This window comes from Roseococcus sp. SYP-B2431 (assembly GCF_004336745.1).
Lineage (GTDB): Bacteria > Pseudomonadota > Alphaproteobacteria > Acetobacterales > Acetobacteraceae > Roseococcus.
This window is the reverse complement of record NZ_SJXD01000011.1, coordinates 217,946-243,062: the sequence shown is the minus strand read 5'-3', so window position 1 is coordinate 243,062 and position 25,117 is coordinate 217,946. Positions and strand designations below refer to the sequence as shown.

Genomic DNA, 25,117 nt, shown 5'->3' with positions numbered 1-25,117 from the left:
CCATCCGTCGAAGTCCGGATGAAACCCTTGCTCCCCGGGGCTTTGGGCACGCGTCGCCTGGCCCCGGAGACCTCCGTGCCTATTACGGTCGGTTTGAGAATGTGGCAACCGCGCCGCGGCTTAAGAACGCGCAATTGCCTCCGTGGCTTGACGGTTTCCTGGCGGCGGAGCGCCGGCCTGCCGGTTGACCGGGCGGCCACGGCGATTCGTGAGGCCGCCGCCCCCCCTCGCCCGTTCGGCGCGCGATGCGATAAGCTCGCAACATCATGACCGAACCGCCCCTCGCCCCCCCGACACACCCTCTCGCCGGCGCCGCCGAGGCCTGGTTCGTCCAGCTCCGCGACCGGCTCTGCGCCGCCTTCGAATCGAACGAGGACGCCCTGGCCGCCGGCCCGCATGCGGACCTCCCCGCCGGGCGCTTCACCTATACGCCCTGGCAGCGGCCGGAAGGCGGCGGCGGGACCATGGGCGTGATGCGCGGCCGGGTCTTCGAGAAGGTCGGCGTCAACGTATCGACCGTGCATGGCGAGTTCTCCCCCGAGTTCCGGTCGCAGATCCCGGGCGCCGAGGAGGATCCGCGCTTCCTCGCGACGGGCGTCTCGCTGGTGGCGCATCCGCGGTCGCCCCGGGTGCCGACGGCGCATATGAACACGCGCTTCATCATCACGCGCCGGGCCTGGTTCGGCGGCGGCGGGGACATCACCCCGATGAACCTGACGGCGCCGGAGAGCCTGGAGGATGCCGCCTTCTTCCACGCCGCCTTCCAGCGGGCCTGCGACGCGCATGACCCGACCTACTACCCGCGCTTCAAGCAGTGGTGCGACGAGTATTTCTACCTGCCGCACCGCAAGGAGACGCGCGGCCTCGGCGGCATCTTCTACGACTGGCTCGGGGACCGGACGCCGGGCCGCGGCGCCGAGGCGGATTTCGCGTTCACGAAGGATGTCGGGCTCGCCTTCCTGGAAGCCTACCCCGCCATCGTCGCGAAGCGGATGCACGAGGCCTGGACGCCGGAGGAGCGCCAGCATCAGCTCCTGCGCCGCGGCCGCTATGCCGAGTTCAACCTGCTCCACGACCGCGGCACGGTCTTCGGGTTGAAGACGGGCGGCAATGTCGAGGCGATCCTGATGTCCCTCCCGCCGGAGGCGGCTTGGTAAATTCCGCGCCGGAGGCGGCCTGGTAGAAGCCCCGCAGCAGGCGGCTGGAAGCTAGCGGGCCGAGCCCCGCATGTACCTGCGCTCGGGCCGGTAGCCGATCCAGCGCCGGAACTTGTGCATGAGCCGAGCGAACATCGTCGGGGAGCCTCCAGATCACCTGGCTCCCTTCTGGCGCCGCGCTGCGGCGGACCTTGGCCCGCGGCGGGGCAAATTTGTGGCAGCCGCGGTGAACGAAGCCTGAAGGCGGGCGTTGTTGGAGGCGAGGAGCGCGACGCTTCTGACCTCGAAACAACGGAGACCCCCATGGCCAAGACCAAGACGATCGAAGACCTGTTCCACGACACGCTCAAAGACATCTACTACGCCGAGCGCAAGATCCTGAAGACGCTGCCGAAGATGGCCCGCGCCGCCCAGTCGGAAGAGCTGAAGGCGGCCTTCCAGAAGCACAAGACCCAGACCGAGGGACAGATCGAGCGCCTGCAGCAGGTCTTCGAGATCATCGGCAAGCGCGCCCAGGGCAAGACCTGCGACGCCATCGAGGGCATCGTGGCCGAGGGCGAGGAGATCATCGAGGAATACGCCGGCACGCCGGCCGTCGATGCCGGCCTCATCGCCTCCGCCCAGGCGGTCGAGCATTACGAGATCACCCGCTACGGCACGCTGAAGCGCTGGGCGCAGGTGCTCGGGCACCAGGACGCGGTCGCCCTCCTCGACGAGACGCTGCAGGAGGAGAGCCAGACGGACCAGGACCTGACCGTGCTGGCCGATTCGGGCGCCAACGAGATGGCCAAGGCGGCCTAGAACCAGCGGGATGGCGGCGGAACGAACCGCCATCCCCCCTCGCCCTCGTCGGCGCGATGCGCCATCCTCCGCGGCAAGACCAAACGTCCGGAGAAAGAATCAGCATGACCACCCGCCGCCACGTCCTGGCCGCCAGCCTCTTCGCGCCCGCCCTCGTCACCTCGGCGCAGGCGCAGACCTCCAGCTGGCCGGAGCGCCCCGTGCGCGTGATCGTCCCCTGGCCCCCGGGCGGCAGCACGGACGTGCTCTGCCGCCTTCTCTGCGAGCAGCTGTCGACCCGCCTCGGCCAATCCTTCGTGATCGAGAACCGTCCCGGCGCGGGCGGCAATATCGGCGCAGAGGCGCTCGCGAAGTCGACGCCCGATGGCTACACCCTGGGCCCGCTGACGCTCGGCGTCTGGTCCATCGCCAACTACCTCTACAGCCGCCTGCCCTTTGACTGGGACAAGGACTTCCAGCCGATCTCGCTGCACTGGCAGCTGCCCAATGTGGTGGTCGCACCCGCCCAATACGTGCCCTCCACCAACATGGCGGAATTCGTCGCCTGGGCGAAGGCGCGCCGCCAGGGCGTCAGCTTCGGCAGCCCGGGCGTGGGCACCACGGCCCAGCTCTGCGGCGCGCTGTTCTGCAACCGGCAGGGCATCGACGGCCAGCACGTCCCCTTCCGCGGCGCCGCGCAGATCATCCCGGCCATGCTGTCCGGCGACCTGACCTTCGCCATCGACAACCTCGCCAGCTACGTCCCCGTGATCCAGGAGGGCCGCATGCGCGCCTTCGCGGTGACCGGCGAGGAACGCCATCCGGCGCTGCCCAATGTCCCGACCATGGCCGAGGCGGGCGTGCCCGATTTCGTCGTGAATTCCTGGTGCGCGATGGCCTTTCCCTCCGGCGTGCCGGCGCCGATCGTCCAGAAGGCGTCGCAGGCCATGCAGCAGATCGCCAACGACCCGGAGGTGAAGGCCCGTTTCCTCCGCACGGGCGCCATCGCGCTCGGCTCGGAGCCGGACGCGGTCTGGCAGCGCGCCCGGCGCGAGCGTCCGCTCTGGCAGGACATGGTGCGCATCGCCGGCGCGCGCCTGGACTGACGAGCCGCCGGGCCGGCCCCCTCGCCAGCGGGGTGGGACCGGCCCTTGAGACGGCGCGCTTTTGCGGACAGTTTGGCGATCTGGATTCTGGGGTTCCCGATCATGAAGTCTCGCGCCGCCATCGCCTTCGAGGCCGGCAAGCCCCTCACCATCGGCGAGGTCGACATCTCCGGCCCCATGGCCGGCGAGGTCCTGGTCGAGGTCATGGCCACCGGCATCTGCCACACCGACGCCTATACGCTGTCGGGCCTGGACCCGGAGGGCCTCTTCCCCGCGGTCCTCGGCCATGAGGGCGCGGGCATCGTGCGCGAGGTCGGCCAGGGCGTGACCTCGCTGAAGCCCGGCGACCATGTGATCCCGCTCTACACGCCGGAATGCCGGCAGTGCAAAACCTGCCTCAGCCAGCGCAGCAACCTCTGCACCGCCATCCGCGCGACCCAGGGCAAGGGCGTGATGCCCGACGGCACCAGCCGCTTCCGCTGCGAGGGCACGGACGTGATGCACTACATGGGGTGCTCCACCTTCGCGAACTTCACCGTGCTGCCCGAGATCGCCCTGGCCAAGGTCCGCGAGGACGCGCCCTTCGAGAAGATCTGCTACATCGGCTGCGGCGTGACGACGGGCATCGGCGCCGTCATCAACACGGCGAAGGTCTGGCCGGGCGCGACCGTCGCGGTCTTCGGACTGGGCGGGATCGGGCTGAACGTGATCCAGGGCGCGCGGCTGGTGGGCGCGGACAGGATCGTCGGCGTGGACATCAACCCGGCGCGTCAGGAGATGGCCCGGCGCTTCGGCATGACCCATTTCGTGAACCCGGACGAGGTCGGGCGCGACAAGGTGGTGCAGGCCATCCAGGACCTCACCGACGGCGGGGCGGATTTCAGCTTCGAATGCATCGGCAACACCAGCGTCATGCGCCAGGCGCTGGAATGCACGCATCGCGGCTGGGGCAGCTCGATCATCATCGGCGTGGCGGCCTCGGGACAGGAGATTTCGACGCGTCCCTTCCAGCTCGTCACCGGGCGGAACTGGCGCGGCACCGCCTTCGGCGGCGCGCGCGGCCGGACCGACGTGCCGAAGATCGTGGACTGGTACATGGAGGGGAAGATCGAGATCGACCCGCTCATCACCCATGTCCTGCCCCTCGAGAAGATCAACGAGGGCTTCGACCTCATGCATGCCGGCGAGAGCATCCGGAGCGTGGTGAAGTTCTGACCGTCCCGGAGCCCGGAGCCCGGAGCCCGGCTTCCGAACGAGGGGACCGCTTCGCTCTGTGCCCAGAAAGACACATGCGTTATAATAGACACATCACTCGGCGCAGAGGCCTTTCATAACGGCAATCTGCGCTATTCGGCGCAGCAAGGTTAATGCTAGCGTTCGAGGGTCGATACAGAGGACGGGCGGACTGATCCTGCGGCCGCCCCTCCCAGAAAGCGTTGCAGGGCTTGGGAAGATGAGACAAATGTCGAACATGAAGCCGCTTTTCGCGATGGGCGCGATGCTCGCCCTCGCGGCGTGCGAAACCGGCAACACGAGCCGGGCGGGTTTCTCGGAGATGTTTCCTCTCCTGGACAACACCGGCCGCATCGTCGGCTATGCGCCGCCGTCCGCCGCCCAGGGCGTTCCGCCGGGCACCGCGATCCGCATGAACATCAACGGCACCGATCAGCTGGTGACCCTCGGGCCACGCGTCAGCCCGCCGACCTCGGCCGGCACGCCGGTCATCATCGGCACCGACAACGGCCGCCCCATCATCGGTCATATCGGCCAGGGCACGGGCAACCTGGCGCCGGGCGGCATCCCGGTCGTCACCGGCACCCAGGGCGTCGGCAACCGTCCGACCATCACCTACGTGCAGCCCGGCCAGCAGGCCCCCCAGGGCACCGTCGCCGGCCGTCGCGGCTCGCGCAACGTCGCCCCGACGGCCCCTGGCGAGCTGCAGCCCGGCACGCCGGCCGTCGTTCAGCCGGCCCGCTGAAAACGGCGCGCCCCGCAAGGGGCGCTCCGACCAGGACTTCGACAACCCGCGGCTATCGGCCCGCGGGTTGTTGCGTTTCAGGGGGATCCGTTCCTCCCGATCGCGTCACCCGCCCACATGCGGGTCGGTGAGCCGCCGGTACTCCTCGAGCGCGAATCGGTCGGTCATGCCGGCGATGTAGTCGCAGACGGTCTCGGCGGCCTGGAGCGTTCCCGCCTCGCCGGCGCGGGCGCGCCATTCGTCGGGCAGCATCTGCGGCCCGCCATGCAGGAGCTGGAAGAGCATCTGCAGCGCGCGCTTGGATTTCTGGGTCGCGCGGTTCACCCGGAAATGGCGGTACATGCGCTCCATCAGGAAGGCGCGGACATCGGCATTGGCGCGGGCCATCCCCTCGCTGAAGGCCACGACCGGCGCCGGCGCCGCCCGGATGTCCTGCGCCGAGGCGGGGGCCAGGAGGCGGATGCGCCGCTCGGATTCGGCCGCCACGTCGTTCACCATCGCCGAGATCACGCGGCGGACCATCTCCGGCGCGGCCCGGCCGGGCGGCATGTCCGGATGCGCGGCCCGGGCCTCGGCCAGCGCGCCGCCGGGCAGCGAGAGCTCCGCCACCTCCTCCAGCCGGAAGAGCCCGGCGCGGATGCCGTCCTCCAGGTCGTGGTTGTTGTAGGCGATGTCGTCGGCGAGCGCGGCCACCTGTGCCTCCGCGCTGGCATGGGTGGGGAGTTCCAGGTCGTGCCGCTCGTTGTACTGCACGAGGTAGGAGGCCGGGCGCCGCACCGGGCCGTTGTGCTTGGCCAGCCCTTCCAGCGTCTCCCAGGTCAGGTTGAGCCCATCGAAGCCGGCATAGCGCCGCTCCAGCAGGGTCACGTGCTTGAGGCTCTGGGCATTGTGGTCGAAGCGGCCCTTGGGGCGCATGGCGGTGTCCAGCGCCTCCTCGCCGGCATGGCCGAAGGGCGGGTGGCCGAGATCATGCGCGAGGGCCAGCGCCTCGGCGAGGTCCTCCCCGAGTCGCAGCCGGCGCGCCAGGCTGCGGGCAATCTGTGCGACCTCGATGCTGTGGGTCAGACGGGTGCGGAAATGGTCGCCCTCGTGGAAGACGAAGACCTGCGTCTTGTACTGGAGGCGGCGGAAGGCGCGGGAGTGGATGATGCGGTCCCGGTCGCGCTGCCAGGGGCTGCGCGTGGGATCCTCCGGCTCGGGGTAGAGGCGGCCGCGCGTCGAAGTCACGGCCCAGGGGGCCAAAGAGGTGGGTGACAGAGGCTGGGCGAGGATCTCCGGCATGGGCGCAGGCGTATCAGGCCGGGGCGTCTGTGGAAATCCTGGAGCGGCGGCCCTACATTGCGGTGCAAGGAGAGCCTGCCCATGCCCGACGGCAACCAGATCCGCGCCTTCCACGTCACCCCCCGCGCCGCGGAGGAGATCGCCGCCATCGCCGGACGGCAGGGCCGCGCGGGAGCGGGGCTGCGCGTGAGCGTCTCAGCGGGCGGCTGCTCGGGGCTGCAATACGGCTTCGATCTCGAGGACAAACCCTCGGAGGACGACCTCGTGGTCGCCGTCGAGGGAATCCGCGTCTTCGTGGACGGGGTCTCGCTCGATTTCCTGGCGGGGTCGGAGCTGGACTGGCACGACGCGCTGATCGGCTCGCATTTCGTGGTGCGCAATCCACAGGCGACGAGCGGCTGCGGCTGCGGGGTCAGCTTCGCGGTGTGATTTCCAGGCCCGCGGATCCCGGGCGGGAACCTCGGACGCCCTGACGCGCGTTGAAGGTTTTCCCTGCCCCGCGGCCATGCCGGCTTGCCGCAGGCCTGCCCTCCCGCCACAACAGGGCCCATGCGCCTCGCCACCTTCAACGTGAACTCCATCCGCCGCCGGATGCCGCATCTCGGCCGATTCCTGGCGCGGCATGAGCCCGACCTGGTCTTCCTGCAGGAGACCAAGTGCAAGGACGAGGAGTTCCCCGCGCTCGAGGCCGAGGGCTACAGCCTCAGGGCCATCGGCCAGCATGGCGGGCGCAACGGCGTCGCCGTGGTCGGGCGCGGGGACTTCGAGGTGGTCGCAGAGGCCCTGCCCGGCGAGGAGGACGACAGCCAGGCGCGCTTCATCGCCGTCCGGAAGGACGGGATCGTCGCGGCCGGCATCTACCTCCCGAACGGCAATAGCGGCGGCGAGGAGGGCATGGCCTACAAGTGGCGCTGGATGGACCGGCTGCGCCACTGGGCTGCCTCGCAGCTCGACGGCTTCGAGCCGCTGGTCATCCTCGGCGACTACAATGTCTGCCCCACGGATCACGACCTCTCGCCCGGCGCGCTGCCGCCGACCGATGCGCTGGTGCATCCGGAATCGCGCGCGCGCTGGCGGGCGCTGACGCATCTCGGCCTGACCGACGCGCTGCTGGCGCTGCATCCGAAGGACGCGCCCTTCACTTATTGGGACTACGGCTCGGCCTTCGAGCAGAACCGGGGGCTGCGCATCGACCATGCCCTGCTCTCGGCGGAGCTCGCCGAGCGGCTGCTGACCTGCGGCGTGGACCTCACGGCCCGGTCGGAAGAGAGCCCATCGGATCACGCCCCGGTGTGGATCGACCTGGCCGACTGATCCGCAGCGGCCCGCCGACCGTCATGGGCGGCGCGTCGATCCAGCCCGAGGCCCAGGGAATGTAGCGGCCCAGGCCCGCGGCCGGCGCGGGGTAGAGGGTCGGGTCCGGCGCCGTCACCTGCTGCCCGGGCGAGCGGGAATAGAAGCCGCAGCCCGGCAGCATCGATGCGGCCAGCAGGATCAGGATCGGCGCAGGCCTCATGCCGCAAATGCAGCACGCGGCGAGGCCCCGGTCCATCGCCGCCGATCAGCCGATCGCGAAGCGCGTCAGCACCCAGGCCAGAATGAATCCCGTGGCGGCCGCGGCGGCGAGCTGCATCGGCAGGGTCGAGGCGCGTGGCCGCGCGGCGATGCGGATTGTCCGCGGCATCGGCGGGATGCGGAGGTCGTCGCAGGAGGAAAGGGTCGTGCTCATGGGAGCGATCTAAACGCGAACATTCAAAGAACGCAAGCGGATTTTTCGTGGTTTGTTCTCATGACAGAGGCGGAGTTTCCGCCGCCTTTCGCCCTTCAACTCCCCACCGCGCCGCCCCCCGCCCTGGTGATCACGACCACCGCAGGCCGCGGCGGCATGCCTTCCGCGAAATCCGGCCAGCGGGTCGACGGATTCTCGAAGGTGCTGCCCGGCTCCTCGCCCGGATGCTGGATCGCCAGGAACAGCGCGCTGTCGTCCGGAAGGATGAAGGGCCCGCAGACCTCGGCGCCAGCGGGCGCCTGGTAGAAAAGCCGCGTCAGCGCCCGGCCTGGCCCCGCGGTGTCGGCGGCATAGATCCCATCCGCCACGCCGGCCGCCGCCGGCGCGCCGTCCGTCGCGATCCAGATGCGGCCCTTGCTGTCGAAGGCGCAGTTGTCCGGGCAGGAGAGCCAGCCCTGGTCGCTCGTCGCGCGATGATAGGCGGCGCCGGCATCGAGGCCGGGCTTGCCGGCGCGCAGGAAGAGGCTCCAGCGCATGCTCTCCGCCGCGTGGTCGCGGCGTCCCTCGGCGCCGGGCGGGATGATCTCGACCACATGGCCGTGGTCGTTGCGGGCGCGCGGGTTTGCCGCGTCCACGCGCTCCGGCGTGCGAGAGGCGTTGTTGGTCAGCATGACATAGACCATGCCCGTGACCGGGTTGGCCTCGACATCCTCGGGCCGGTCCATGGGCGTGGCCTCCAGCACGTCGGCCGCGCGGCGCGTCTCGATGAGGACGTCGGCCTGGCTGTGGAAGCCGTTGGCCTCGGTCAGCGGGCCCTGGCCGTGGACGAGCGGCAGCCAGCGCATGGTGCCGTCGGCCTCGAACCTCGCGACGCTGAGCACGCCCTCGTCCAGCAGGTCGCGATTGACCGCGAGGTCCTGCGGGTCCCAGGGCCGCGCGGTGACGAAGCGGTAGACGTAGTCGAAGCGCTCGTCGTCGCCCATGTAGATCACGACGCGGCCGTCGGGCGCGATCGCATGGGTCGCGCCCTCGTGCTTCACGCGGCCGAGGGCCGTGCGCTTGATGGGCGTGCTGGCCGGATCGTAGGGGTCGATCTCGACCACCCAGCCGAAGCGGTTGGCCTCGTTGGGCTCGCGCGAGCGGTCGAAGCGCGCGACGTGGCGGTGCCAGCCATAGCCGGGGCTCGCCACGATCCCGTAGCGGCGGTGGCTCTCCGCCTGCGCGGAGTTGGCCAGCTCGCCGCCGAAATAGACGTTGAAGTTCTCCTCGCAGGTGAGGATCGTGCCCCAGGGCGTGGTGCCGCCGGCGCAGTTGTTCAGCATGCCGAGCACCCGCGCGCCGGACGCGTCCTCGCTGGTGCGCATCCGCGGATGGCCGGCCGCGGGGCCGGAGACGGTCATGGGCGTGACGCCTGTGATGCGGCGGTTGAGGCGCGGCGCGGCGGCCGGCTTCCAGCGGCCGTCGACCCGCTCCAGCTCCACGATGCTGCCGCCATGGGCCATCAGCTCGGCCTCGACCTGCGCGGCCGTGACGCGGGCGCGGGCCTCGCGGCCGGTGCCCATGCCGGGAAACATCAGGTTGGTGTTGGTGTATTCGTGATTGGCCCAGAGGATCGCGCGCGCGCCGATCGTGCCTCCGCGCTCGGGCGGGAGCACGGCGATGTAGTCGTTGTTGTAGCCGAACTGCATGGCCTGCGCGGCGGCGGTGACGTTGCGCGGGTCGAATTCCGGCGCGCCGGGCAGCACGGGGTCGCCCCAGCGGATCACGACGTGTTTCTCATGCCCCTCGGCCACGGCGTCGGTCTGGGCGAGCTGGTGGCTGAGCTCCGGGAAGGTCAGCGTGGAGGGGCCACCCTGCATGGGCACCTGCGCCCCGGCCGTGCCGGCCACACCGGCGGCCAGCGCCCCGAGCAGCGGTCCCCGGCGGGAGAAGCGCGCCTCGATGATCTCGCTGATGGTGGCGCGCGGCGCGGGGTTGCTGCCGATGTCTTCGAGCTCGATGGTCATGGCGTCACGTTCGGCATGGTAAGTGTTCACGGCTGTTTGCTCCCACCCCGGTTCTCGGGGGGTGATCGTTTCGTGACGAATCCTATCCGGTCGGGTCCGCCGACTTCTATTGCCGGTCGTGAGACACCGCTTCTAATCCCACAGCCGGGCCGCGCCGAGCACGCCCGAGCTGTCTCCATGCCGGGCCGGCACGATCCGCGTGCGCACCACATCCGAGAAGACATGGCGCCGCAGAATGTCCGGCAGCTCCCCGTAGAGATGCCCCATGTTGGACAATCCGCCGCCCAGCACGATCACCTCCGGGTCGAGGATGTTCACGACATGCGCCAGCGCCCGCGCCAGCCGGTCCGTGTGGCGCGCCAGGGCGGCCCTTGCGGCGGAATCGTTGCGCGCCGGCAGGCCCGAGGCGTTCCGCGAGCCTGGCCCATCCGCATCCGCCGCGAGCGCCGGGCCGCAGAGGAAGGTCTCGATGCAGCCGCGCTGGCCACACCAGCAGGCCGGGCCGGGAAACTCCTCCGCCGTCATCCAGGGCAGCGGATTGTGGCCCCATTCGCCGCCGATCCGGTTGAAGCCCTCCAGCAGGCGACCCTTCACCACGATGCCCGCGCCCACCCCCGTCCCCAGGATCACCGCGAAGACGCTGGAAGCCCCCGCCCCCGCGCCGTCTGCCGCCTCGGAGAGGGCCAGGCAATTCGCGTCGTTGGAGATGCGGACCTCCCGCCCCAACGCGGCCGCGAGGTCCGCGTCCAGCCGGCCGCCGTTCAGCCAGGTGGAATTGGCGCCGCGCACCAGCCCGGTCGCGGGGGAAAGGCTGCCTGGGATGCCGACGCCGACCGTGCCGCGCGCGCCGAGCTCGGCCTCCGCCCCGGCCACCAGCGCCGCGATGGCCGCGATCACGCCGGCATAGTCGGGCGGCGTGGGCCGGCGGCGGCGCAGCAGCTGCGCGCCCCCGGCGTCCAGCGCCGCCACCTCGATCTTGGTCCCGCCCAAATCCACGCCGATCCGCATGCGGCTCAGGCTGCGTCGGCGGCCCCTTGCGGGCAAGGTCTTGCGGGCGGGCCTGGGGAGATGCTGGATAGGCGCCCATGCCCGACCCCCTCGACCTCCGCGGCCTCGCCTGCCCGCTCCCCGTGCTGAAGGCCAACAAGGCGCTGCGCGGCATGGCGCCGGGCGAGACCCTCGTCCTGCTCGCCACCGACCCCGCCGCCGTGAAGGATTTCCACGCCTATGCCCAGGAGACGGGGCATGAGCTGCTGGCCTGGGCCGAGGAGGCCGGCCCGGCAGGCGAGCGCGTCTTCCGCTTCGCGCTGCGACGGAGGGAAGACCCGTGACGGTCCTGCTGCTCACCCATCGCGACGGGTTGGCCCATGACATGGGCGAGGGCCATCCCGAATGCCCCGATCGGCTGCGCGCCGTGCTCCAGGCCCTGGATGCGGAGGAATTCGCCGACCTGCTCCGCGACGAGCCCGGCGAGGCCACCGGGGAACAGCTCGCCCGCGTCCATCCGGCCGACTATGTGGCGGCGATCCTCGGCATCCGCCCGCAGCCCGGCGACCGGATCGCGCTCGATGCCGACACCGTCATGTCCCATGGCAGCGCCCGGGCCGCCCTGCTCGCCGCCGGGGCCGCGGTCCGCGCGGTGGACGAGGTCTGCACCGGCCAGGCGCTGCGGGCCTTCTGCGCCACGCGCCCGCCCGGCCATCACGCCGAGCGGCGCCGGCCCATGGGATTCTGCTTCTTCTCCAATGCGGTGGTCGCGGCGCGGCACGCCCAGGCCGTCCACGGGCTGGAGCGGGTGGCGATCCTCGACTTCGACGTCCACCACGGCAACGGAACGCAGGATTGCGTCCGGGAGGACCCGTCCATCCTCTTCGCCTCCTCGCAGCAGATGCCGCTCTATCCGGGAAGCGGCGCGGCCTCGGAGACGGGCGTGGGCAATGTCTTCAACGCCCCCCTGCCCCCCGGCGCCGACGGCGCCGCCTTCCGGGCGGCCTGGGGCCCGCTGCTCGCCGCCGCCGAGTCCTTCGCGCCCCAGCTGATCGTCGTCTCGGCCGGCTTCGACGCCCATGCGCGCGACCCCCTGGCCCAGCTCCGCCTGCACGAGGCCGACTTCGCCTGGATCACGGAGGAAATTTGTTGGCTTGCGGACCGCTGCTGCGGGGGGCGGGTGGTCAGCCTCCTGGAGGGGGGCTATGACCTCGAGGCGCTCGCCGCCTCGGCCGCGGCGCATGTCCAGGCCCTGCTGCGCAGCTGATACCGATCGGTCCGCGCCAGTTGGGTTTTGTAACCGAAAGTTCTATACTCGTCCGCTCCGCGGGAGGATGCCCAATGGAGGGGCAGCGATGACAACCGACGCCCCTTTGCAGGCCCCACCCGCCGGCGACGACATCAGGAACCTGCCGTTCGAGGAGGCGTTGAGCCAGCTCGAGGGAATCGTCCGCTCTCTCGAGGGTGGCAAGAGCACCCTTGCCCAGGCCATCGCCGAATACGAGCGGGGGACGGCGCTGCGCCGGCATTGCGAGGCGAAGCTGGCCGAGGCCGAGGCGAAGGTGCAGGCGGTGGTCGAAGGCGCGGGCGGGCTCGCCCTGCGGGACGTCGAATAAGCGCCGTTGAACCACGTGGGAATAGGATCGCGGGAACAGGTATGGACATGGTGACGGGCGGGAATTCCGCCGCCTCCCTCTCGGCCGCGATGACGCAGGCCGCCCAGGACATCGACGCGGCGCTGGATCAGCTGCTCCCCATCGCCGAGGGCGACGAGGCGCGGCTGTTCGATTCGATGCGCTACTCGACCATCGGCGGGGGCAAGCGGCTGCGCGGCTTCCTGGTGCTGGAGGGGGCGAGGCAGTTCGGCGTCTCGCGCACCTCGGCGCTGCGCGTGGCCTCGGCGATCGAGATGATCCACGCCTACAGCCTCGTCCATGACGACCTTCCGGCCATGGACAATGACGACCTGCGGCGCGGCAAGCCCACCAACCACAAGGCCTTCGACGAGGCGACCGCGATCCTCGCCGGCGACGCGCTGCAGAGCCAGGCCTTCACGGTCCTCGCCGAGGAGGCGACCCACCCCGACCCGCAGGTGCGGATCGAGCTGGTGCGCATGCTCGCCCATGCGGCCGGCCCGCGCGGCATGTGCGGCGGCCAGATGCTCGACATGATGGCCGAGCAGGCGGCGGCCCCGCTGGAGGAATCGGCCATCGGCCGGCTCCAGCTGCTCAAGACGGGCAAGCTGATCGAATTCTCGGCCGAGGCCGGCGCCGTGCTGGGCAAGGCCGCCCCCTCGCAGCGCCACGCGCTGGAGAGCTACGGCCGCAATCTCGGCGCCGCCTTCCAGATCGCCGACGACCTGCTGGACGCCACCGCCTCCGCCGAGGCGATGGGCAAGGCCACCGCCAAGGACGCCGGTGCCGGAAAGGCCACTCTGGTCGGGCTTCTGGGCGTCGAACGTGCCAGACTCCAGGCGGAACGACTCGTGGCCCAGGCCCGGGACCATCTCGAGGTCTTCGGCGAGAAAGCCTCCTTGTTGCGCGCCCTGGCCGATTTCGTGATCGAGCGGAGGAACTGATGCAAGACCGCCCCGTAACGCCCCTGCTCGACCGGGTCCGCTTCCCCTCGGACATGCGGAACCTGTCCAACGACCAGCTCAAGCAGCTGGCCGACGAGGTCCGCGCCGAGACCATCGGCGCCGTCTCCGTCACGGGCGGCCATCTTGGCGCCTCGCTCGGCGTCGTGGAACTGACCGTCGCCGTCCACGCGGTCTTCGACACGCCCAAGGACCGGCTGATCTGGGACGTCGGCCACCAGGCCTATCCGCACAAGATCCTGACCGGCCGCCGTGACCGCATCCGCACCCTGCGCCAGGGCGGCGGGCTCTCCGGCTTCACCAAGCGCAGCGAGAGCGAATACGACCCCTTCGGCGCGGCCCATTCCTCGACCTCGATCTCGGCCGGCCTCGGCATGGCGGTGGCGAGCGAGCTGCAGGGCGACGACCGGCACGTGATCGCCGTCATCGGGGACGGCTCCATGTCCGCCGGCATGGCCTATGAGGCGATGAACAATGCGGGGGCCGGCAAGGCCAACCTCATCGTCATCCTGAACGACAACGACATGTCGATCGCGCCGCCCGTGGGCGCCATGTCGGCCTATCTGAGCCGCACCATCTCCTCGCGCCCCTTCCTCTCGGTGCGCGAGTTCATGGCGAGGATGGCCAAGAATTTCCCGGGGCCGATCGAGCGCGCGGCCAAGCGCGCCGACGAATATGCGCGCGGCCTGCTGACCGGTGGCACCCTCTTCGAGGAGATGGGCTTCTACTACGTGGGCCCGGTGGACGGGCACAACCTCGACCACCTGCTGCCGGTGCTGCGCAACCTGCGCGATTCCGGGCACCAGGGCCCCTTCCTGCTCCATGCTGTGACGCAGAAGGGCAAGGGCTATGCGCCCGCCGAGGCCAGCGCCGACAAGTATCACGGCGTGGTGAAGTTCAACGTGGTGACCGGCGAGCAGCAGAAGCCGCCGCCGGGCCCGCCGAGCTACACCAAGGTCTTCGCCCAGTCGCTGATTGCCGAGGCCGAGGCCGACGCGCGCATCGTGGCAGTGAACGCGGCCATGCCCTCGGGCACGGGGCTGGACCTCTTCGCGAAGAAGTTCCCGAAGCGCTGCTTCGACGTGGGCATCGCCGAGCAGCATGCCGTGACCTTCGCCGCCGGCATGGCGACCGAGGGCATGAAGCCCTTCTGCGCCATCTACTCGACCTTCCTGCAGCGCGGCTACGACCAGGTCGTGCATGACGTGGCGCTGCAGTCGCTGCCGGTCCGCTTCGGCATGGACCGCGCGGGCCTGGTCGGCGCCGACGGCGCGACGCATGCCGGCAGCTTCGATATCGCCTACCTCGGCTGCCTGCCCGGCTTCACGCTGATGGCCGCGGCCGACGAGATCGAGCTCGCCCACATGGTCGCCACCATGGCGACGATCGACGACGGCCCCTCGGGCGTGCGCTATCCGCGCGGCGAGGGCCTGGGCGTCGAGGCGCTGCCGGCCCGCGGCACGGTGCTGCCCATCGGCAAGGGCCGCGTGCTGCGCGAAGGCAGCAAGGTTGCGATCCTCTCCTATGGCGCGCGGCTACAGGAATGCCTCAAGGCCGCCGACGAGCTGGCGACCTTCGGTCTCTCCACGACCGTCGCCGACGCCCGCTTCGCCAAGCCGCTCGACACGGCGCTGGTGGAGCAGCTGGCCCGCCATCACGAGGTGCTCATCACCATCGAGGAAGGCAGCGTGAACGGCTTTGGTGGGCTGGTGATGCACCATCTCGCCACGCAGGGGTTGCTGGACCACGGGCTGAAGCTTCGCCCGATGACGCTGCCCGACATCTGGATCGACCACGAGGCGCCGAAGAAGCAGTACGACCTCGCGCGGCTGAACGCGCCGCAGATCGTCGAGACGGCGCTGGCGGCGCTGGGCAAGGCGGCGCTGGCGGTTCCCGCCACGGCGTAGTTGGGAGGGGCTTTGCCCCTCCCAAACCCTCCCCACCAAAGGCCGAGGGGCCCTTGGAACCCAATAGTTGGAGGGTGCAGGGCATAAAGCCCTGCTGGGGGAGTTTGAGGGGGCAAAGCCCCCTCAAGTGAGGGCTCGAGGATGGCTGCAGGAAAAAAGGGCATCCGCGCGGACGTCGCGCTGGTCGAGCGCGGCCTCGCGGAATCCCGCACCCGCGCCCAGGCCTTCATCATGGCCGGCCTCGTCTATTCGGGCGAGCAGCGCATCAACAAGCCGGGCGAGGTCATCGCGCCCGACCGCGCCATCGAGCTGCGCGGGCAGGATCACCCCTGGGTCTCGCGCGGCGGCGTGAAGCTGGCGCACGGGCTGGCGCATTTCGGCCTCTCGCCGGAGGGGCGGGTCTGCATGGACCTGGGCTCCTCCACCGGCGGCTTCACTGACGTGCTGCTCACGCAGGGCGCCGCGCATGTCTACGCCGTCGATGTCGGCCACGGCCAGCTCGCCTGGAAGCTGCGCAACGACCCGCGCGTGACCGTGATGGAGCGCGTCAATGCCCGCCATCTGACGGCCCTGCCGCCGCGCCCGGGCGCCGGCGAGGAGGGCGAGGCCGCTCCCCTCGGCGTGCTGGTCTGCGACGCCAGCTTCATCGGCCTGCGCGTCGTCCTGCCGGCGTCGCTCGCCCTCTGCCGCCCCGGCGCCTGGGCCGTGGCGCTGATCAAGCCGCAATTCGAGGTCGGGCCGGCCATCGCCAAGGGCGGCGTGGTGCGCGACGCCGCCGTCCACGAGCGCGTCTGCGGCGAGATCTCGGCCTGGTGGGCCGCCCTGCCCGGCTGGCGCGTGCTGGGCGTTGAGGCGAGCCCCATCCTCGGCCCGGAGGGCAATCGCGAGTTCCTGATCGCGGCGGAGCGCGATCCCGGCCTCTGACGCCTCTCGATTCCCGCGAATGGCGAAACCGCGAGGCCCCGGCATCGTTGGAGAGGGCAGACCAGATCCGGGGAATGCCTCGGGATCGCAACCCCTTCGCGACAACGAGGTCGCGCGAGAGCCGCGCATCGTGCCCCTCGCCCTACGAGCTTTCCTGGGGCTTCTCCTGGCCCTCGTCCCCGCCGGTTTCGTTCTCGTGCAGATGGAGCACGACGCCAGGACGGAACGCGCGGTCCGGCTGGCGGATCAGGCCTCGCAGCTCCTGCAGCGCGTCGCGGCCCGTCAGGCCGCGACCGTCGGTGCCGCGCGGCAGCTGATCAGCGCGATCGCCGCGGCGCAGCCGCTCCAGGGCGACGGCTGCGCCGCCTTCCTGCGCCGGGTGCTCGAAGCCAATCCGCGCTACCTCGCCGTCGACCTCTCGGATGCGGAGGGACGCCCCGCCTGCTCCTCCCGCGCCGACCCGCCCCGCGAGCCCGGCCTCCAGAACCTCCTGCGTGCCGATGCCTTCCAGCTGGGCGCCTATCAGGCCGGCACGCCGCCGGCCGCCGGCTCGCTCGCCCTCGCCGCGCCGATGCGGGACGGCGCGGATCGCCCGACCGGCGCCGTCGTCCTGACGCTCTCGCTGGACTGGCTGGGCGGCGACCTGCGCTCCCTCGGCCTGCCCCCGGATAGCACGGCCACCATCGCGGACCGGAACGGCATCGTCCTCGCCAGCTCGCACGACGCGGAGACGCGGGTGGGCCGGGCTCTGCCGGGCCTCGCCCATCGCTTCCTCGGCGCGGCCGCGGCCGGCGTGGAGGCCGTGACCGGCGAGAATGGGCTCCGACAGCTCGCCTATATCCCGCCCGACGGCGGCACGGGCGGGCTCTTCCTGGCCGTGGGGCTCCACGAGCATCCGGGCGCCACGCTGCTGGCCGACCGCCGCGTGGCCCTCATGATCGTGGGCGCCCTGCTGCTGAGCTTCCTGCTGGCGCTGCTCACCTTCCACGTGTCGGCCGAGGGGCCGGTGCAGGCGCTGCTCAGCGCCGGCCGGCGCTGGTCCCGGCAGGACTGGAGCGCCCGCGTCGGCCGCATCGGAGGTGGCCGGGACTTCCAGCGGCTCGCCTCCGCCTTCGACGGGATGGCGGAAGCGGTCGAGACGCGCCAGCGCGCCGAGGCCCGCTGGCAGGCCCGCATGGAGGCCGCGCCGCTGCTGGTGCTGGCCGCCGATCGCGAGGGCCGCGTGGAATGGGCCAATGCCCATTGGCGCGAGGTGACGGGCCTCGGCCTTGGGGAGAGCCGCGGCGACGGCTGGCTCGCCGCCGTCTCGCCGCAGGACCGTCCGGCCGTCGAGGCCGCGTGGCGCGCGGCCCTGGCGGATCCCGGGGGCGCGCCGCTGCTGCAGGAGATGCGGCTGCAGGGCGGCCACCGCTGCCTGCTCAAGGGCGCGCCGGCGGTCTCGGCCGAGGGCGAGGTGGCCTGGGCGCTCTTCGGCCTGGACGTTCGCGAGCTGCGCCAGGCCGAGGCCCTGGCCGACGCGGCCGATGCGCGGCTGCGCGCCGTCTATGCCCATGCGCCCGTGGGCCTCTGCCTGCTCGACCGCGAGCTGCGCTTCCTCGACGTGAACGAGCGGCTGGCCCGGGCGCATGGCGCCCCGCTCGCGGACCATATCGGCCGCCGCCTGGACGAGATCGCACCGCATTTCGCGACCGAGCTGGACGCCCGCCTGCGCCGCCTGGTCGAGACCGGCGAGCCCGTCGAGGACCTGGAATTCTGCGCGGAGACGGAGGGGGAGGAGCGCTGCTGGCTCTGCAGCTACCACCCCGTCCGCGACCGCAAGGGCGCGGTGGCCGCCGTCAGCGGCGCCGTCGTCGACATCACCGCGCGCCGCCGCATGGAGGACTCGGCCCGGAAGCTCTCGCAGGAGGTGGACCATCGCGCCCAGAACGCGCTCAGCGTGGTGCGGGGCCTGCTGCGCCTCTCCGCCGCCGACGCGCCGGACGACGTGCCCGCCCTGGTCGACGAGCTGGAGGGCCGCATCGGCGCGATGAGCCGCGCGCACGACGTGCTCTCGCGCGAGAACTGGCTGGGCGCCGACCTCGGCGAGATCGTCGTGCGCGAACTTGCCGCGCATCCGGGCCGCGTGGAAGCCGGCGGCCCATCGGTGCGGCTGACCGCGCAGGCGGCGCAGCCGCTGGCGCTGACGCTGAACGAGCTGGTCAGCAACGCCCAGCGCCACGGCGCCCTCTCCGGGACGGGCGGGCACGTCGCGCTGAGCTGGGCGCGGACGGAGGACGGCGCGGAGCTGCGCTGGGTCGAGCGCGGCGGGCCGCCGATCGCTGGGCCCCCGGAGCGCATCGGCTTCGGCTCCATGCTCGTGGACGCCAATATGCGCACGCAGCTGGCCGGCGACGTCCGCCGCCTCTGGGAGCCGGAGGGCCTGACCTGCATTCTCGTCATCGGCGCCGAGGCGCTCGCCCGGGAGTCCGAATCCCCCGGGCTGGCCGAGGGCCCGCTCGCGGGGCGGCGCGTGCTGCTGGTGGAGGACGATCCGGTCCTGGCCCTGTCGATCGCCGCGACGCTGCGCGAGGGCGGCTGCGACGTGCTGGGGCCGGCGCGCTCGGCGGCCGAGGCGATGTTCCTCGCGGGCCAGGCCGGGCGCGTGGACGTGGTCGTGCTGGCCGGGAAGCTGGGAGGGCGGCCCGTGCGGCAGCTCGCCGAGACGCTGCGCGACCGCGCGGGCGTGGTGCTGCACCTCTCGCCGCAGGGGCTGAAGGGCCGCCCCGTCACGCCGCGCGGCCTGCGCGAGGCCCTCGCCGAGGCGCTCGCGGCGCCGCGCGAGGAATGAGCTGCGCGACGGCGCCACAAAAGGCCATGCAACGCGGGCGAGGTTCCATCGTTCTGAATCCACCAGAACCCAATGGAGACGCGATCATGGGAACGACTTCCAGAATAGCCGGCGCCGTGCTCCTGCTCGGCAGCCTTTCGGCCTGCGGCTACAGCACGGGCGACCGCGTGGGCTCGGGCGCCCTGATCGGTGGCGCGGGCGGCGCGGCGATCGGCGCCATGGCGGGCAACCCCCTCGCGGGCGCGGCGGCCGGCGCCGTGGCCGGCGGCGCCGTGGGCGGCCTGACCTCGCCCAACTCGGTCAATCTCGGCCGGCCGGCCTGGCGCTGAGTTCCGACATGCCGAGCGACATCAAGACGAAGAAGGGCCCCGCCTCCAACAAGGCGGAGGCGGGCGTCGGAGCCTCCCTCAACGGCTTCCTCGCCGACACCTACGTCCTGCTGGCCAAGACGCAGGCCTGCCACTGGAACGCGAAGGGGCCGAACTTCTACGGCCTGCACAAGCTGACCGAGGCGCAGTACGGCGAGCTCTTCGAGGCGATCGACGAGCTGGCCGAGCGCGTGCGCGCGCTGGACGTCCCGGCCCCCGGCGGCCTGAACGCCATGCTGCAGCTGGCCAAGCTGGAGGAGGCGCCGGACGGCCTGGTCTCCACGGTCGATGCCGCGCGCATGCTGGCCGAGGACAACGCCACCCTGGCGGCGCGCGCGAGCGAGTTGGCCGAGGAGGCGGACGACGCCGGCGACCAGGCCACGAACGACATGCTCGTGGCGCGCATCGAGGTTCATGAAAAGGCCGCCTGGCTGCTGCGCAGCCACCTCGGCTGATTCTCCCTCTTCATCAAGGAGCACATGATGTCCCAGACCTTTGACAACGCCCGCAACCTGGCCAACGATGCGAAGGGAGAGGCCACCCGCCTCGCCGGCAATGCCCGCGAGCTCGCCCACAACGCGAAGGACGACGCCTCGCGCTTCGTGGCCGATGCCAAGGCCGAGATCGTGCAGCTGCGCGAGAAGGTCGAGGCGCTGATGAACGACCGCGTCACCCCGGCCGTCTCGGCCGTGGCGGATCGCGCGAGCGCCTTCGGCAAATCGGCGACGGAGACGGTGCGGCATCAGGCCGACCGGGCCTCGGATGCAGTGCACGACAGGCCGCTGATCGCGCTCGGCGTGGCTGCACTGGCCGGCTTCGTGGTCGCGAGCCTCATGCGGCGCTGAAGCAAGGGGAGCCTGGCCCGCCCCCTGATCCCTCGGGGATGCGGGGCGGCGGCAGCCCGGCGGCGGAGCCCTTTTCGGATCGGGGACGGGGCGGGAGCAATCCCGCCCCTTTTGCTGCTGCAGGAAACGGCGGAAATCCGCCGTTTTTCATCAGCCTCGCCAGAAACTTTACACCGGTTCGATCGTTCAACCGGCGTCATCCTGAGAGAGGGAAAACACCATGAAGAGCCTTCACGCCAACCTGCTTCCCATGACGCTGGCCGCCGGCCTGGTCGTCGCTCCGATGCTGGCCTTCGCCCAGGCCGACGGCACGCCCGGCAATCCGCCGAGCACCATGACCGGCCGTGCGATCGACCGTGCGACGGGCAATCCGACCGTGCCGGACGGCGCCCCCGGCAATCCGCCCGGCACCGCGGCGGGCCGCGCCGCCGAGCGCGTCACCGGCCAGGCGACGACCCCCAACGGCACGGGCACCAACCGGCCCGGCTCGATGACGGATCGCGCCGCCGAGCGTTCCACCACGACGGCGCCCTCCACCGCCTCCACCACGCCCTCCACGAGCGCGACCACGATGGCCGTGACCTCGGGCTCGGTCGTGACGGAGCGCCCGCGTCTCAGCCAGATCATCGGCGGCAACGTCTACAACGAGCGCAACGAGCGCGTGGGCGAGGTCGATGACGTGATCCTGGCGACGCCTTCGGGTGCGGCCCAGGCGCCGATGGCCATCATCCAGGTCGGCGGCTTCCTCGGCATGGGCGGCCGTCTGGTCTCCGTGCCGCTGAACGACCTGCGCTGGAACTCCGAGAACAGCCGGATCGTGATGCCGGGCGCGTCGAAGGAGGCTCTGCAGTCGCGGGCGCCGTTCGACTACAACTCGCTCCGCCGCGGCTGATCGAACTGTCGTTTCCGGAAACCGGGGCGGCGCGGGATTCATATCCCGCGCCGCCCTTGCCGCATCCGCAGGATTGACATGCTATTTCACCCGCGAAACCCTTCGGCCCCGCTTGCGTTGTGACAATATGCTTTGCCACGCGACAATAATGTTCAGGAATGCATTTTGCCGGAACCCTTGCCGCTCCGGGGAGATCAGCTGTCTGCCATGAGCGACGGTCCTGAAGAGTCTGGAGACGAGAAGCGCATGCCGACCGCATCCCAATGGTCGCCGCGGCCACGCCGGAGTCCGCCCGCGGAAACCGGGTTCGATTGCTGGCTCAGCGGCAGCCTGCGCGCCTCCTTTGGCGACGTGGCCCAGGAGTCCGTGCCCGCGGAACTACTGGACCTTATCCGCAGGAACACCCAGTCGCAGTAACCTTGGTTAAGTCGCCAGTGACTTATTTGCGGCCGCGCTTCATCTTCTTCGGATCGTAGCCGCCACCTCCAGGGCCCAGGGGTTTGGGCTTCCATTCCTTCTTCGGCACCGCCTCGCGCAGGGATCGGCCCGCCTGGTTGGGCGAGAGCGCCGCCTCCCCCGGAATCCCCAGCTCCAGCGCCTCCAGCCGCTTGATCTCGTCGCGGTAGCGGGCGGCCGTCTCGAATTCCAGGTCGGCGGCCGCGGCGCGCATCTTCTTCTCCATCTCGGCGATCGCCTGGCGGAGATCCTTGCCGACGAACTGCGCCTCGGCATCGCCCTCCACCGCCTCGACGGTCACGTAGTCGCCCTGGCTGACGTCGCGCAGCACGTCGGCGATCTCGCGGCGGATGGTCGTGGGCGTGATGCCGTGCTCGGTGTTGTAGGCGATCTGCTTGGCGCGGCGGCGCTCCGTCTCCTCCAACGCGCGCTTCATGCTGTCGGTCATGCGGTCCGCGTAGAGGATCACCCGGCCCTCGGCGTTGCGGGCCGCGCGGCCGATGGTCTGGATCAGCGAGGTGGTGGAGCGCAGGAACCCCTCCTTGTCCGCGTCCAGGATGGCGACGAGCCCGCATTCGGGGATGTCGAGCCCCTCGCGCAACAGGTTGATGCCCACCAGCACGTCGAAGACGCCGCGCCGCAGGTCGCGGATGATCTCGATGCGCTCCAGCGTGTCGATGTCGCTGTGCAGGTAGCGGACCTTCACGCCCATCTCGGTGAGGTATTCCGTCAGCTGCTCGGCCATGCGCTTGGTGAGCACGGTGACGAGGGACCGGAAGCCCTTGGCCGCGACGGCCTTCACCTCGGCGAGCAGGTCGTCCACCTGGCCCTCGACGGGGCGGATGTCACAGACCGGATCCACGAGACCGGTCGGGCGGATGACCTGCTCGGCGAAGACGCCCTGGGTGCGCTCCATCTCCCAGGACCCGGGCGTGGCGCTGACGAAGACGGTCTGGGGGCGGAAGCTCTCCCACTCCTCGAACTTCAGCGGCCGGTTGTCGGTGCAACTCGGCAGCCGGAAGCCGAAATCGCTGAGGATGATCTTGCGGGCATAGTCGCCCCGGTACATGCCGCCGATCTGCGGCACGGTGACGTGGCTCTCGTCGACGACCAGCAGCGCGCCCTCGGGCAGGTATTCGAAGAGGGTCGGCGGCGGGTCTCCCGGATTCCGGCCGGAGAGGTAGCGGGAATAGTTCTCGATGCCTTTGCAGGAGCCGGTGGTCTCCATCATCTCGATGTCGAAGGTGGTGCGCTGGTCGAGCCGCTGGGCCTCCAGCAGCTTGCCCTCCGCCTCCAGCTCCGCCAGGCGCTCCTTCAGCTCGACCTTGATGCGGCCGATGGCCTGCTGGAGCGTGGGCCGCGGCGTCACGTAGTGGCTGTTGGCGTAGATCGAGATCTTGTCGAACTCGCCGGTGATCTCGCCCGTCAGCGGATCGAATTCGCGCAGCGATTCCACCTCGTCGCCGAAGAGGCTGATGCGCCAGGCACGGTCCTCCAGATGGGCGGGCCAGACGTCCAGGTTCTCGCCGCGCACCCGGAAGGTGCCGCGCTGGAAGGCGGCGTCGTTGCGGCGGTACTGCTGCTCGACGAGGCCCTTGAGCAGCGCGTCCCGCAGGATGGAGCCGCCGGTCTCCAGCTTCACGACCATGTTCGAATAGGTCTCGACCGAGCCGATGCCGTAGATGCAGGAGACCGAGGCCACGATCACCACGTCCCGCCGCTCGAGCAGCGACTGCGTGGCGGAGTGCCGCATCCGGTCGATCTGCTCGTTGATCTGACTGTCTTTTTCTATGTAGGTGTCGGTGCGCGGGACATAGGCCTCGGGCTGGTAGTAGTCGTAGTAGGAGACGAAATACTCGACCGCGTTGTCCGGGAAGAAGCTCTTCATCTCGCCGTAGAGCTGCGCGGCCAGGGTCTTGTTGGGCGCCAGGATAAGTGTGGGCCGCTGCACCGCCTCGATCACCTTCGCCATCGTGAAGGTCTTGCCGGACCCCGTGACGCCCAGCAGCACCTGGTCCCGCTCGGCGCCGTTCACGCCGCGGATCAGCTCCTCGATGGCGCGCGGCTGGTCGCCGTTGGGCTGGAACGGGCTGACGACCGTGAGCGGCTTGCCGGCCGGCGGCATGGGCTGCCGGATGGGCTGGAACAGCATGGGCATGGCGAGCAGGTTCATGGCGGCAATATAGGCATGGAGGCCGCCGCATGCAGCCGGGTGGGCGATCCTGCGTTCCGGCCCTATGCTGAAGCCCATGCCCGAAGATGTGGATCCCGACGACCTCTTCGTCAGCGACGACGCCTATGCGGCGGGTCGCCAGGCGTTCAAGGACGGCGCCTCGGTGCTCGAGAATCCGATGGCCCAGACCGGCGACTGGGGGAAGGCCTGGTTCGCGGGCTGGCTCGACGCGCTGGCGGACGCCGTCACCGGCCAGGACCGCGAGAAGGCCGGCTATGCCCGCCTGCTCCGGCACAAGGCCGAGCCCTTCTGAGGAGCCGCGCCATGCGACACATCGCCACTCTGCTCCTCGTCGCCGGCCTGGCGGCGCCCGCCGCGGCCCAGACCCGGATCGTCGCCCAGGCCAATGGCTGGTCCGCCTTCGGCGGCACGACCGAGGGCGGCGTGCCCACCTGCGGACTGGAGACGCGCGACCCCGGCACCGGGCGCCACCTCCTGCTGCAGCATCTGGTGGGCCAGGAGCGACCGATCCTGCGGCTCTCCCGTCCGGGCTGGAACCTGCGCGCCTCCTCCGCGCGGCCGGTGCGGATCGTGATCGACAACCGGCGCGTCGTCGCCGCCGACGCCACGGGCGCGGGGCGCGAGATGAGCTGGCCGCTCGCGCTGGAGGCCTTCGAGCCGGCCTTCCGGCTGGGCAGGCTCATGCGCATCGAATTCCCGGCCGGGCCGGACGCGCCCTGGAACCTGAGCCTGACCGGCACCAATGCCGTGATGGGCGCCTTCATGGGCTGCCTGCGCATGATGGCGATCACGCCCGGCGAGGCCCAGCCCATCCGGCCGCCGCCGCCCGCGGAGCCGCCGGCCCTGGCGCCTCCGCCGGAGGAGCCGCTGCGGCCGCCCGTCGAGCCCCCCGCCCCGTCGCCGGCGCCCGCCGCCCCCGCCGGGCCGCCGCGGATGGATCTGCCGGCGGACAAGGCGGCGCCGCCCACCCAGCGGCCGGCCGCGCCCACGCCGCCGGACGATGGCAAGCAGGGGCCGAAAGCCGGGCCGACCACGCCGCTCTGAGGGGGCGACATCGCGCGGGCCGCGCATCCGATGGGGCGGG

At 71.0% G+C, this 25,117-nt stretch carries 25 protein-coding genes; 20 read left to right on the top strand and 5 right to left on the bottom strand.

Features of this window, described 5'->3' with window-relative positions:
• Positions 1–266: 266 nt before the first annotated feature.
• The 5 genes from hemF to EJV46_RS02515 all read left to right on the top strand — a co-directional run bounded on the left by hemF (position 267) and on the right by EJV46_RS02515 (position 5,021).
• Positions 267–1,157 (top strand): oxygen-dependent coproporphyrinogen oxidase, encoded by an 891-nt coding sequence (gene hemF, locus EJV46_RS02535; RefSeq protein WP_131547009.1) that lies wholly within the window; start codon positions 267–269, stop codon positions 1,155–1,157.
• Between the two features lie 303 nt (positions 1,158–1,460).
• Complete coding sequence (locus EJV46_RS02530) at positions 1,461–1,958, top strand: ferritin-like domain-containing protein (protein ID WP_131547008.1); 498 nt, start codon at positions 1,461–1,463, stop codon at positions 1,956–1,958.
• 104 nt (positions 1,959–2,062) lie between these two features.
• Positions 2,063–3,043 carry a tripartite tricarboxylate transporter substrate binding protein gene (locus tag EJV46_RS02525; protein ID WP_131547007.1) on the top strand — a complete coding sequence of 327 codons (981 nt, stop codon included), beginning with the start codon at positions 2,063–2,065 and terminating at the stop codon, positions 3,041–3,043.
• A gap of 102 nt (positions 3,044–3,145) precedes the next feature.
• Positions 3,146–4,258: an S-(hydroxymethyl)glutathione dehydrogenase/class III alcohol dehydrogenase gene (locus tag EJV46_RS02520; protein ID WP_131547006.1), complete on the top strand. Its 1,113-nt coding sequence runs from the start codon at positions 3,146–3,148 to the stop codon at positions 4,256–4,258.
• A 256-nt stretch (positions 4,259–4,514) separates the two neighbouring features.
• Entirely contained in the window at positions 4,515–5,021 is a 507-nt protein-coding gene (locus EJV46_RS02515; RefSeq protein ID WP_131547005.1) for a hypothetical protein, read from the top strand.
• Between the two features lie 105 nt (positions 5,022–5,126).
• Here EJV46_RS02515 and EJV46_RS02510 read toward each other — a convergent pair whose 3' ends face one another.
• The gene (locus EJV46_RS02510; protein ID WP_131547004.1) at positions 5,127–6,302 is read right to left on the bottom strand and encodes a deoxyguanosinetriphosphate triphosphohydrolase; all 1,176 of its coding nucleotides are present in this window, start codon (positions 6,300–6,302) and stop codon (positions 5,127–5,129) included.
• 81 nt (positions 6,303–6,383) lie between these two features.
• Here EJV46_RS02510 and EJV46_RS02505 point away from each other — a divergent pair, with 81 nt between their 5' ends.
• Together EJV46_RS02505 and xth are read left to right on the top strand one after the other, a co-directional pair.
• On the top strand, positions 6,384–6,731 hold the full coding sequence (locus EJV46_RS02505; protein ID WP_131547003.1) for an iron-sulfur cluster assembly accessory protein: 348 nt from the start codon (positions 6,384–6,386) through the stop codon (positions 6,729–6,731).
• A 120-nt stretch (positions 6,732–6,851) separates the two neighbouring features.
• Positions 6,852–7,616, top strand: coding sequence for an exodeoxyribonuclease III (xth, locus tag EJV46_RS02500; RefSeq protein ID WP_131547002.1), 765 nt, complete (start codon positions 6,852–6,854; stop codon positions 7,614–7,616).
• Between the two features lie 247 nt (positions 7,617–7,863).
• Here xth and EJV46_RS22640 read toward each other — a convergent pair whose 3' ends face one another.
• The 3 genes from EJV46_RS22640 to EJV46_RS02485 all read right to left on the bottom strand — a co-directional run bounded on the left by EJV46_RS22640 (position 7,864) and on the right by EJV46_RS02485 (position 11,045).
• Positions 7,864–8,031, bottom strand: a complete 168-nt coding sequence (locus tag EJV46_RS22640) for a hypothetical protein (protein ID WP_165585291.1) — start codon at positions 8,029–8,031, stop codon at positions 7,864–7,866.
• 95 nt (positions 8,032–8,126) lie between these two features.
• Positions 8,127–10,067, bottom strand: coding sequence for a PhoX family phosphatase (locus tag EJV46_RS02490; protein ID WP_240782367.1), 1,941 nt, complete (start codon positions 10,065–10,067; stop codon positions 8,127–8,129).
• A 102-nt stretch (positions 10,068–10,169) separates the two neighbouring features.
• Positions 10,170–11,045: an ROK family protein gene (locus tag EJV46_RS02485; protein ID WP_131547000.1), complete on the bottom strand. Its 876-nt coding sequence runs from the start codon at positions 11,043–11,045 to the stop codon at positions 10,170–10,172.
• A 77-nt stretch (positions 11,046–11,122) separates the two neighbouring features.
• Between EJV46_RS02485 and EJV46_RS02480 the strand changes: the two genes are divergently transcribed.
• The 11 genes from EJV46_RS02480 (at position 11,123) to EJV46_RS02435 (ending at position 21,383) form a co-directional block, all read left to right on the top strand.
• Positions 11,123–11,368 (top strand): sulfurtransferase TusA family protein, encoded by a 246-nt coding sequence (locus EJV46_RS02480; protein ID WP_131546999.1) that lies wholly within the window; start codon positions 11,123–11,125, stop codon positions 11,366–11,368.
• Positions 11,365–12,291, top strand: a complete 927-nt coding sequence (locus EJV46_RS02475) for a histone deacetylase family protein (RefSeq protein WP_240782366.1) — start codon at positions 11,365–11,367, stop codon at positions 12,289–12,291. Before EJV46_RS02480 ends, EJV46_RS02475 begins: the two co-directional genes overlap by 4 nt.
• Positions 12,292–12,379: 88 nt before the next feature.
• The gene (gene xseB, locus EJV46_RS02470) at positions 12,380–12,640 is read left to right on the top strand and encodes an exodeoxyribonuclease VII small subunit (protein ID WP_131546998.1); all 261 of its coding nucleotides are present in this window, start codon (positions 12,380–12,382) and stop codon (positions 12,638–12,640) included.
• A 41-nt stretch (positions 12,641–12,681) separates the two neighbouring features.
• Positions 12,682–13,602 carry a polyprenyl synthetase family protein gene (locus tag EJV46_RS02465; protein ID WP_240782365.1) on the top strand — a complete coding sequence of 307 codons (921 nt, stop codon included), beginning with the start codon at positions 12,682–12,684 and terminating at the stop codon, positions 13,600–13,602.
• Positions 13,602–15,527: a 1-deoxy-D-xylulose-5-phosphate synthase gene (gene dxs, locus EJV46_RS02460; RefSeq protein WP_131546997.1), complete on the top strand. Its 1,926-nt coding sequence runs from the start codon at positions 13,602–13,604 to the stop codon at positions 15,525–15,527. Before EJV46_RS02465 ends, dxs begins: the two co-directional genes overlap by 1 nt.
• 141 nt (positions 15,528–15,668) lie before the next feature.
• Positions 15,669–16,451 (top strand): TlyA family RNA methyltransferase, encoded by a 783-nt coding sequence (locus EJV46_RS02455; protein ID WP_131546996.1) that lies wholly within the window; start codon positions 15,669–15,671, stop codon positions 16,449–16,451.
• A gap of 130 nt (positions 16,452–16,581) precedes the next feature.
• Entirely contained in the window at positions 16,582–19,278 is a 2,697-nt protein-coding gene (locus EJV46_RS02450; RefSeq protein ID WP_165585290.1) for a PAS domain-containing protein, read from the top strand.
• A gap of 86 nt (positions 19,279–19,364) precedes the next feature.
• Positions 19,365–19,607 (top strand): YMGG-like glycine zipper-containing protein, encoded by a 243-nt coding sequence (locus tag EJV46_RS22635; protein WP_165585289.1) that lies wholly within the window; start codon positions 19,365–19,367, stop codon positions 19,605–19,607.
• A gap of 8 nt (positions 19,608–19,615) precedes the next feature.
• Positions 19,616–20,101: a Dps family protein gene (locus EJV46_RS02445; RefSeq protein ID WP_131546994.1), complete on the top strand. Its 486-nt coding sequence runs from the start codon at positions 19,616–19,618 to the stop codon at positions 20,099–20,101.
• Positions 20,102–20,128: 27 nt separating this feature from the next.
• Entirely contained in the window at positions 20,129–20,491 is a 363-nt protein-coding gene (locus tag EJV46_RS02440) for a YqjD family protein (protein ID WP_131546993.1), read from the top strand.
• A gap of 220 nt (positions 20,492–20,711) precedes the next feature.
• Entirely contained in the window at positions 20,712–21,383 is a 672-nt protein-coding gene (locus EJV46_RS02435) for a PRC-barrel domain-containing protein (RefSeq protein WP_131546992.1), read from the top strand.
• A gap of 439 nt (positions 21,384–21,822) precedes the next feature.
• Here EJV46_RS02435 and uvrB read toward each other — a convergent pair whose 3' ends face one another.
• Positions 21,823–24,012 carry an excinuclease ABC subunit UvrB gene (uvrB, locus tag EJV46_RS02430; protein WP_131546991.1) on the bottom strand — a complete coding sequence of 730 codons (2,190 nt, stop codon included), beginning with the start codon at positions 24,010–24,012 and terminating at the stop codon, positions 21,823–21,825.
• Between the two features lie 76 nt (positions 24,013–24,088).
• Here uvrB and EJV46_RS02425 point away from each other — a divergent pair, with 76 nt between their 5' ends.
• Both EJV46_RS02425 and EJV46_RS02420 read left to right on the top strand, forming a co-directional pair.
• Positions 24,089–24,325 carry a hypothetical protein gene (locus tag EJV46_RS02425; RefSeq protein WP_131546990.1) on the top strand — a complete coding sequence of 79 codons (237 nt, stop codon included), beginning with the start codon at positions 24,089–24,091 and terminating at the stop codon, positions 24,323–24,325.
• A gap of 11 nt (positions 24,326–24,336) precedes the next feature.
• Positions 24,337–25,077, top strand: coding sequence for a hypothetical protein (locus EJV46_RS02420; protein ID WP_131546989.1), 741 nt, complete (start codon positions 24,337–24,339; stop codon positions 25,075–25,077).
• Positions 25,078–25,117 lie beyond the last annotated feature (40 nt).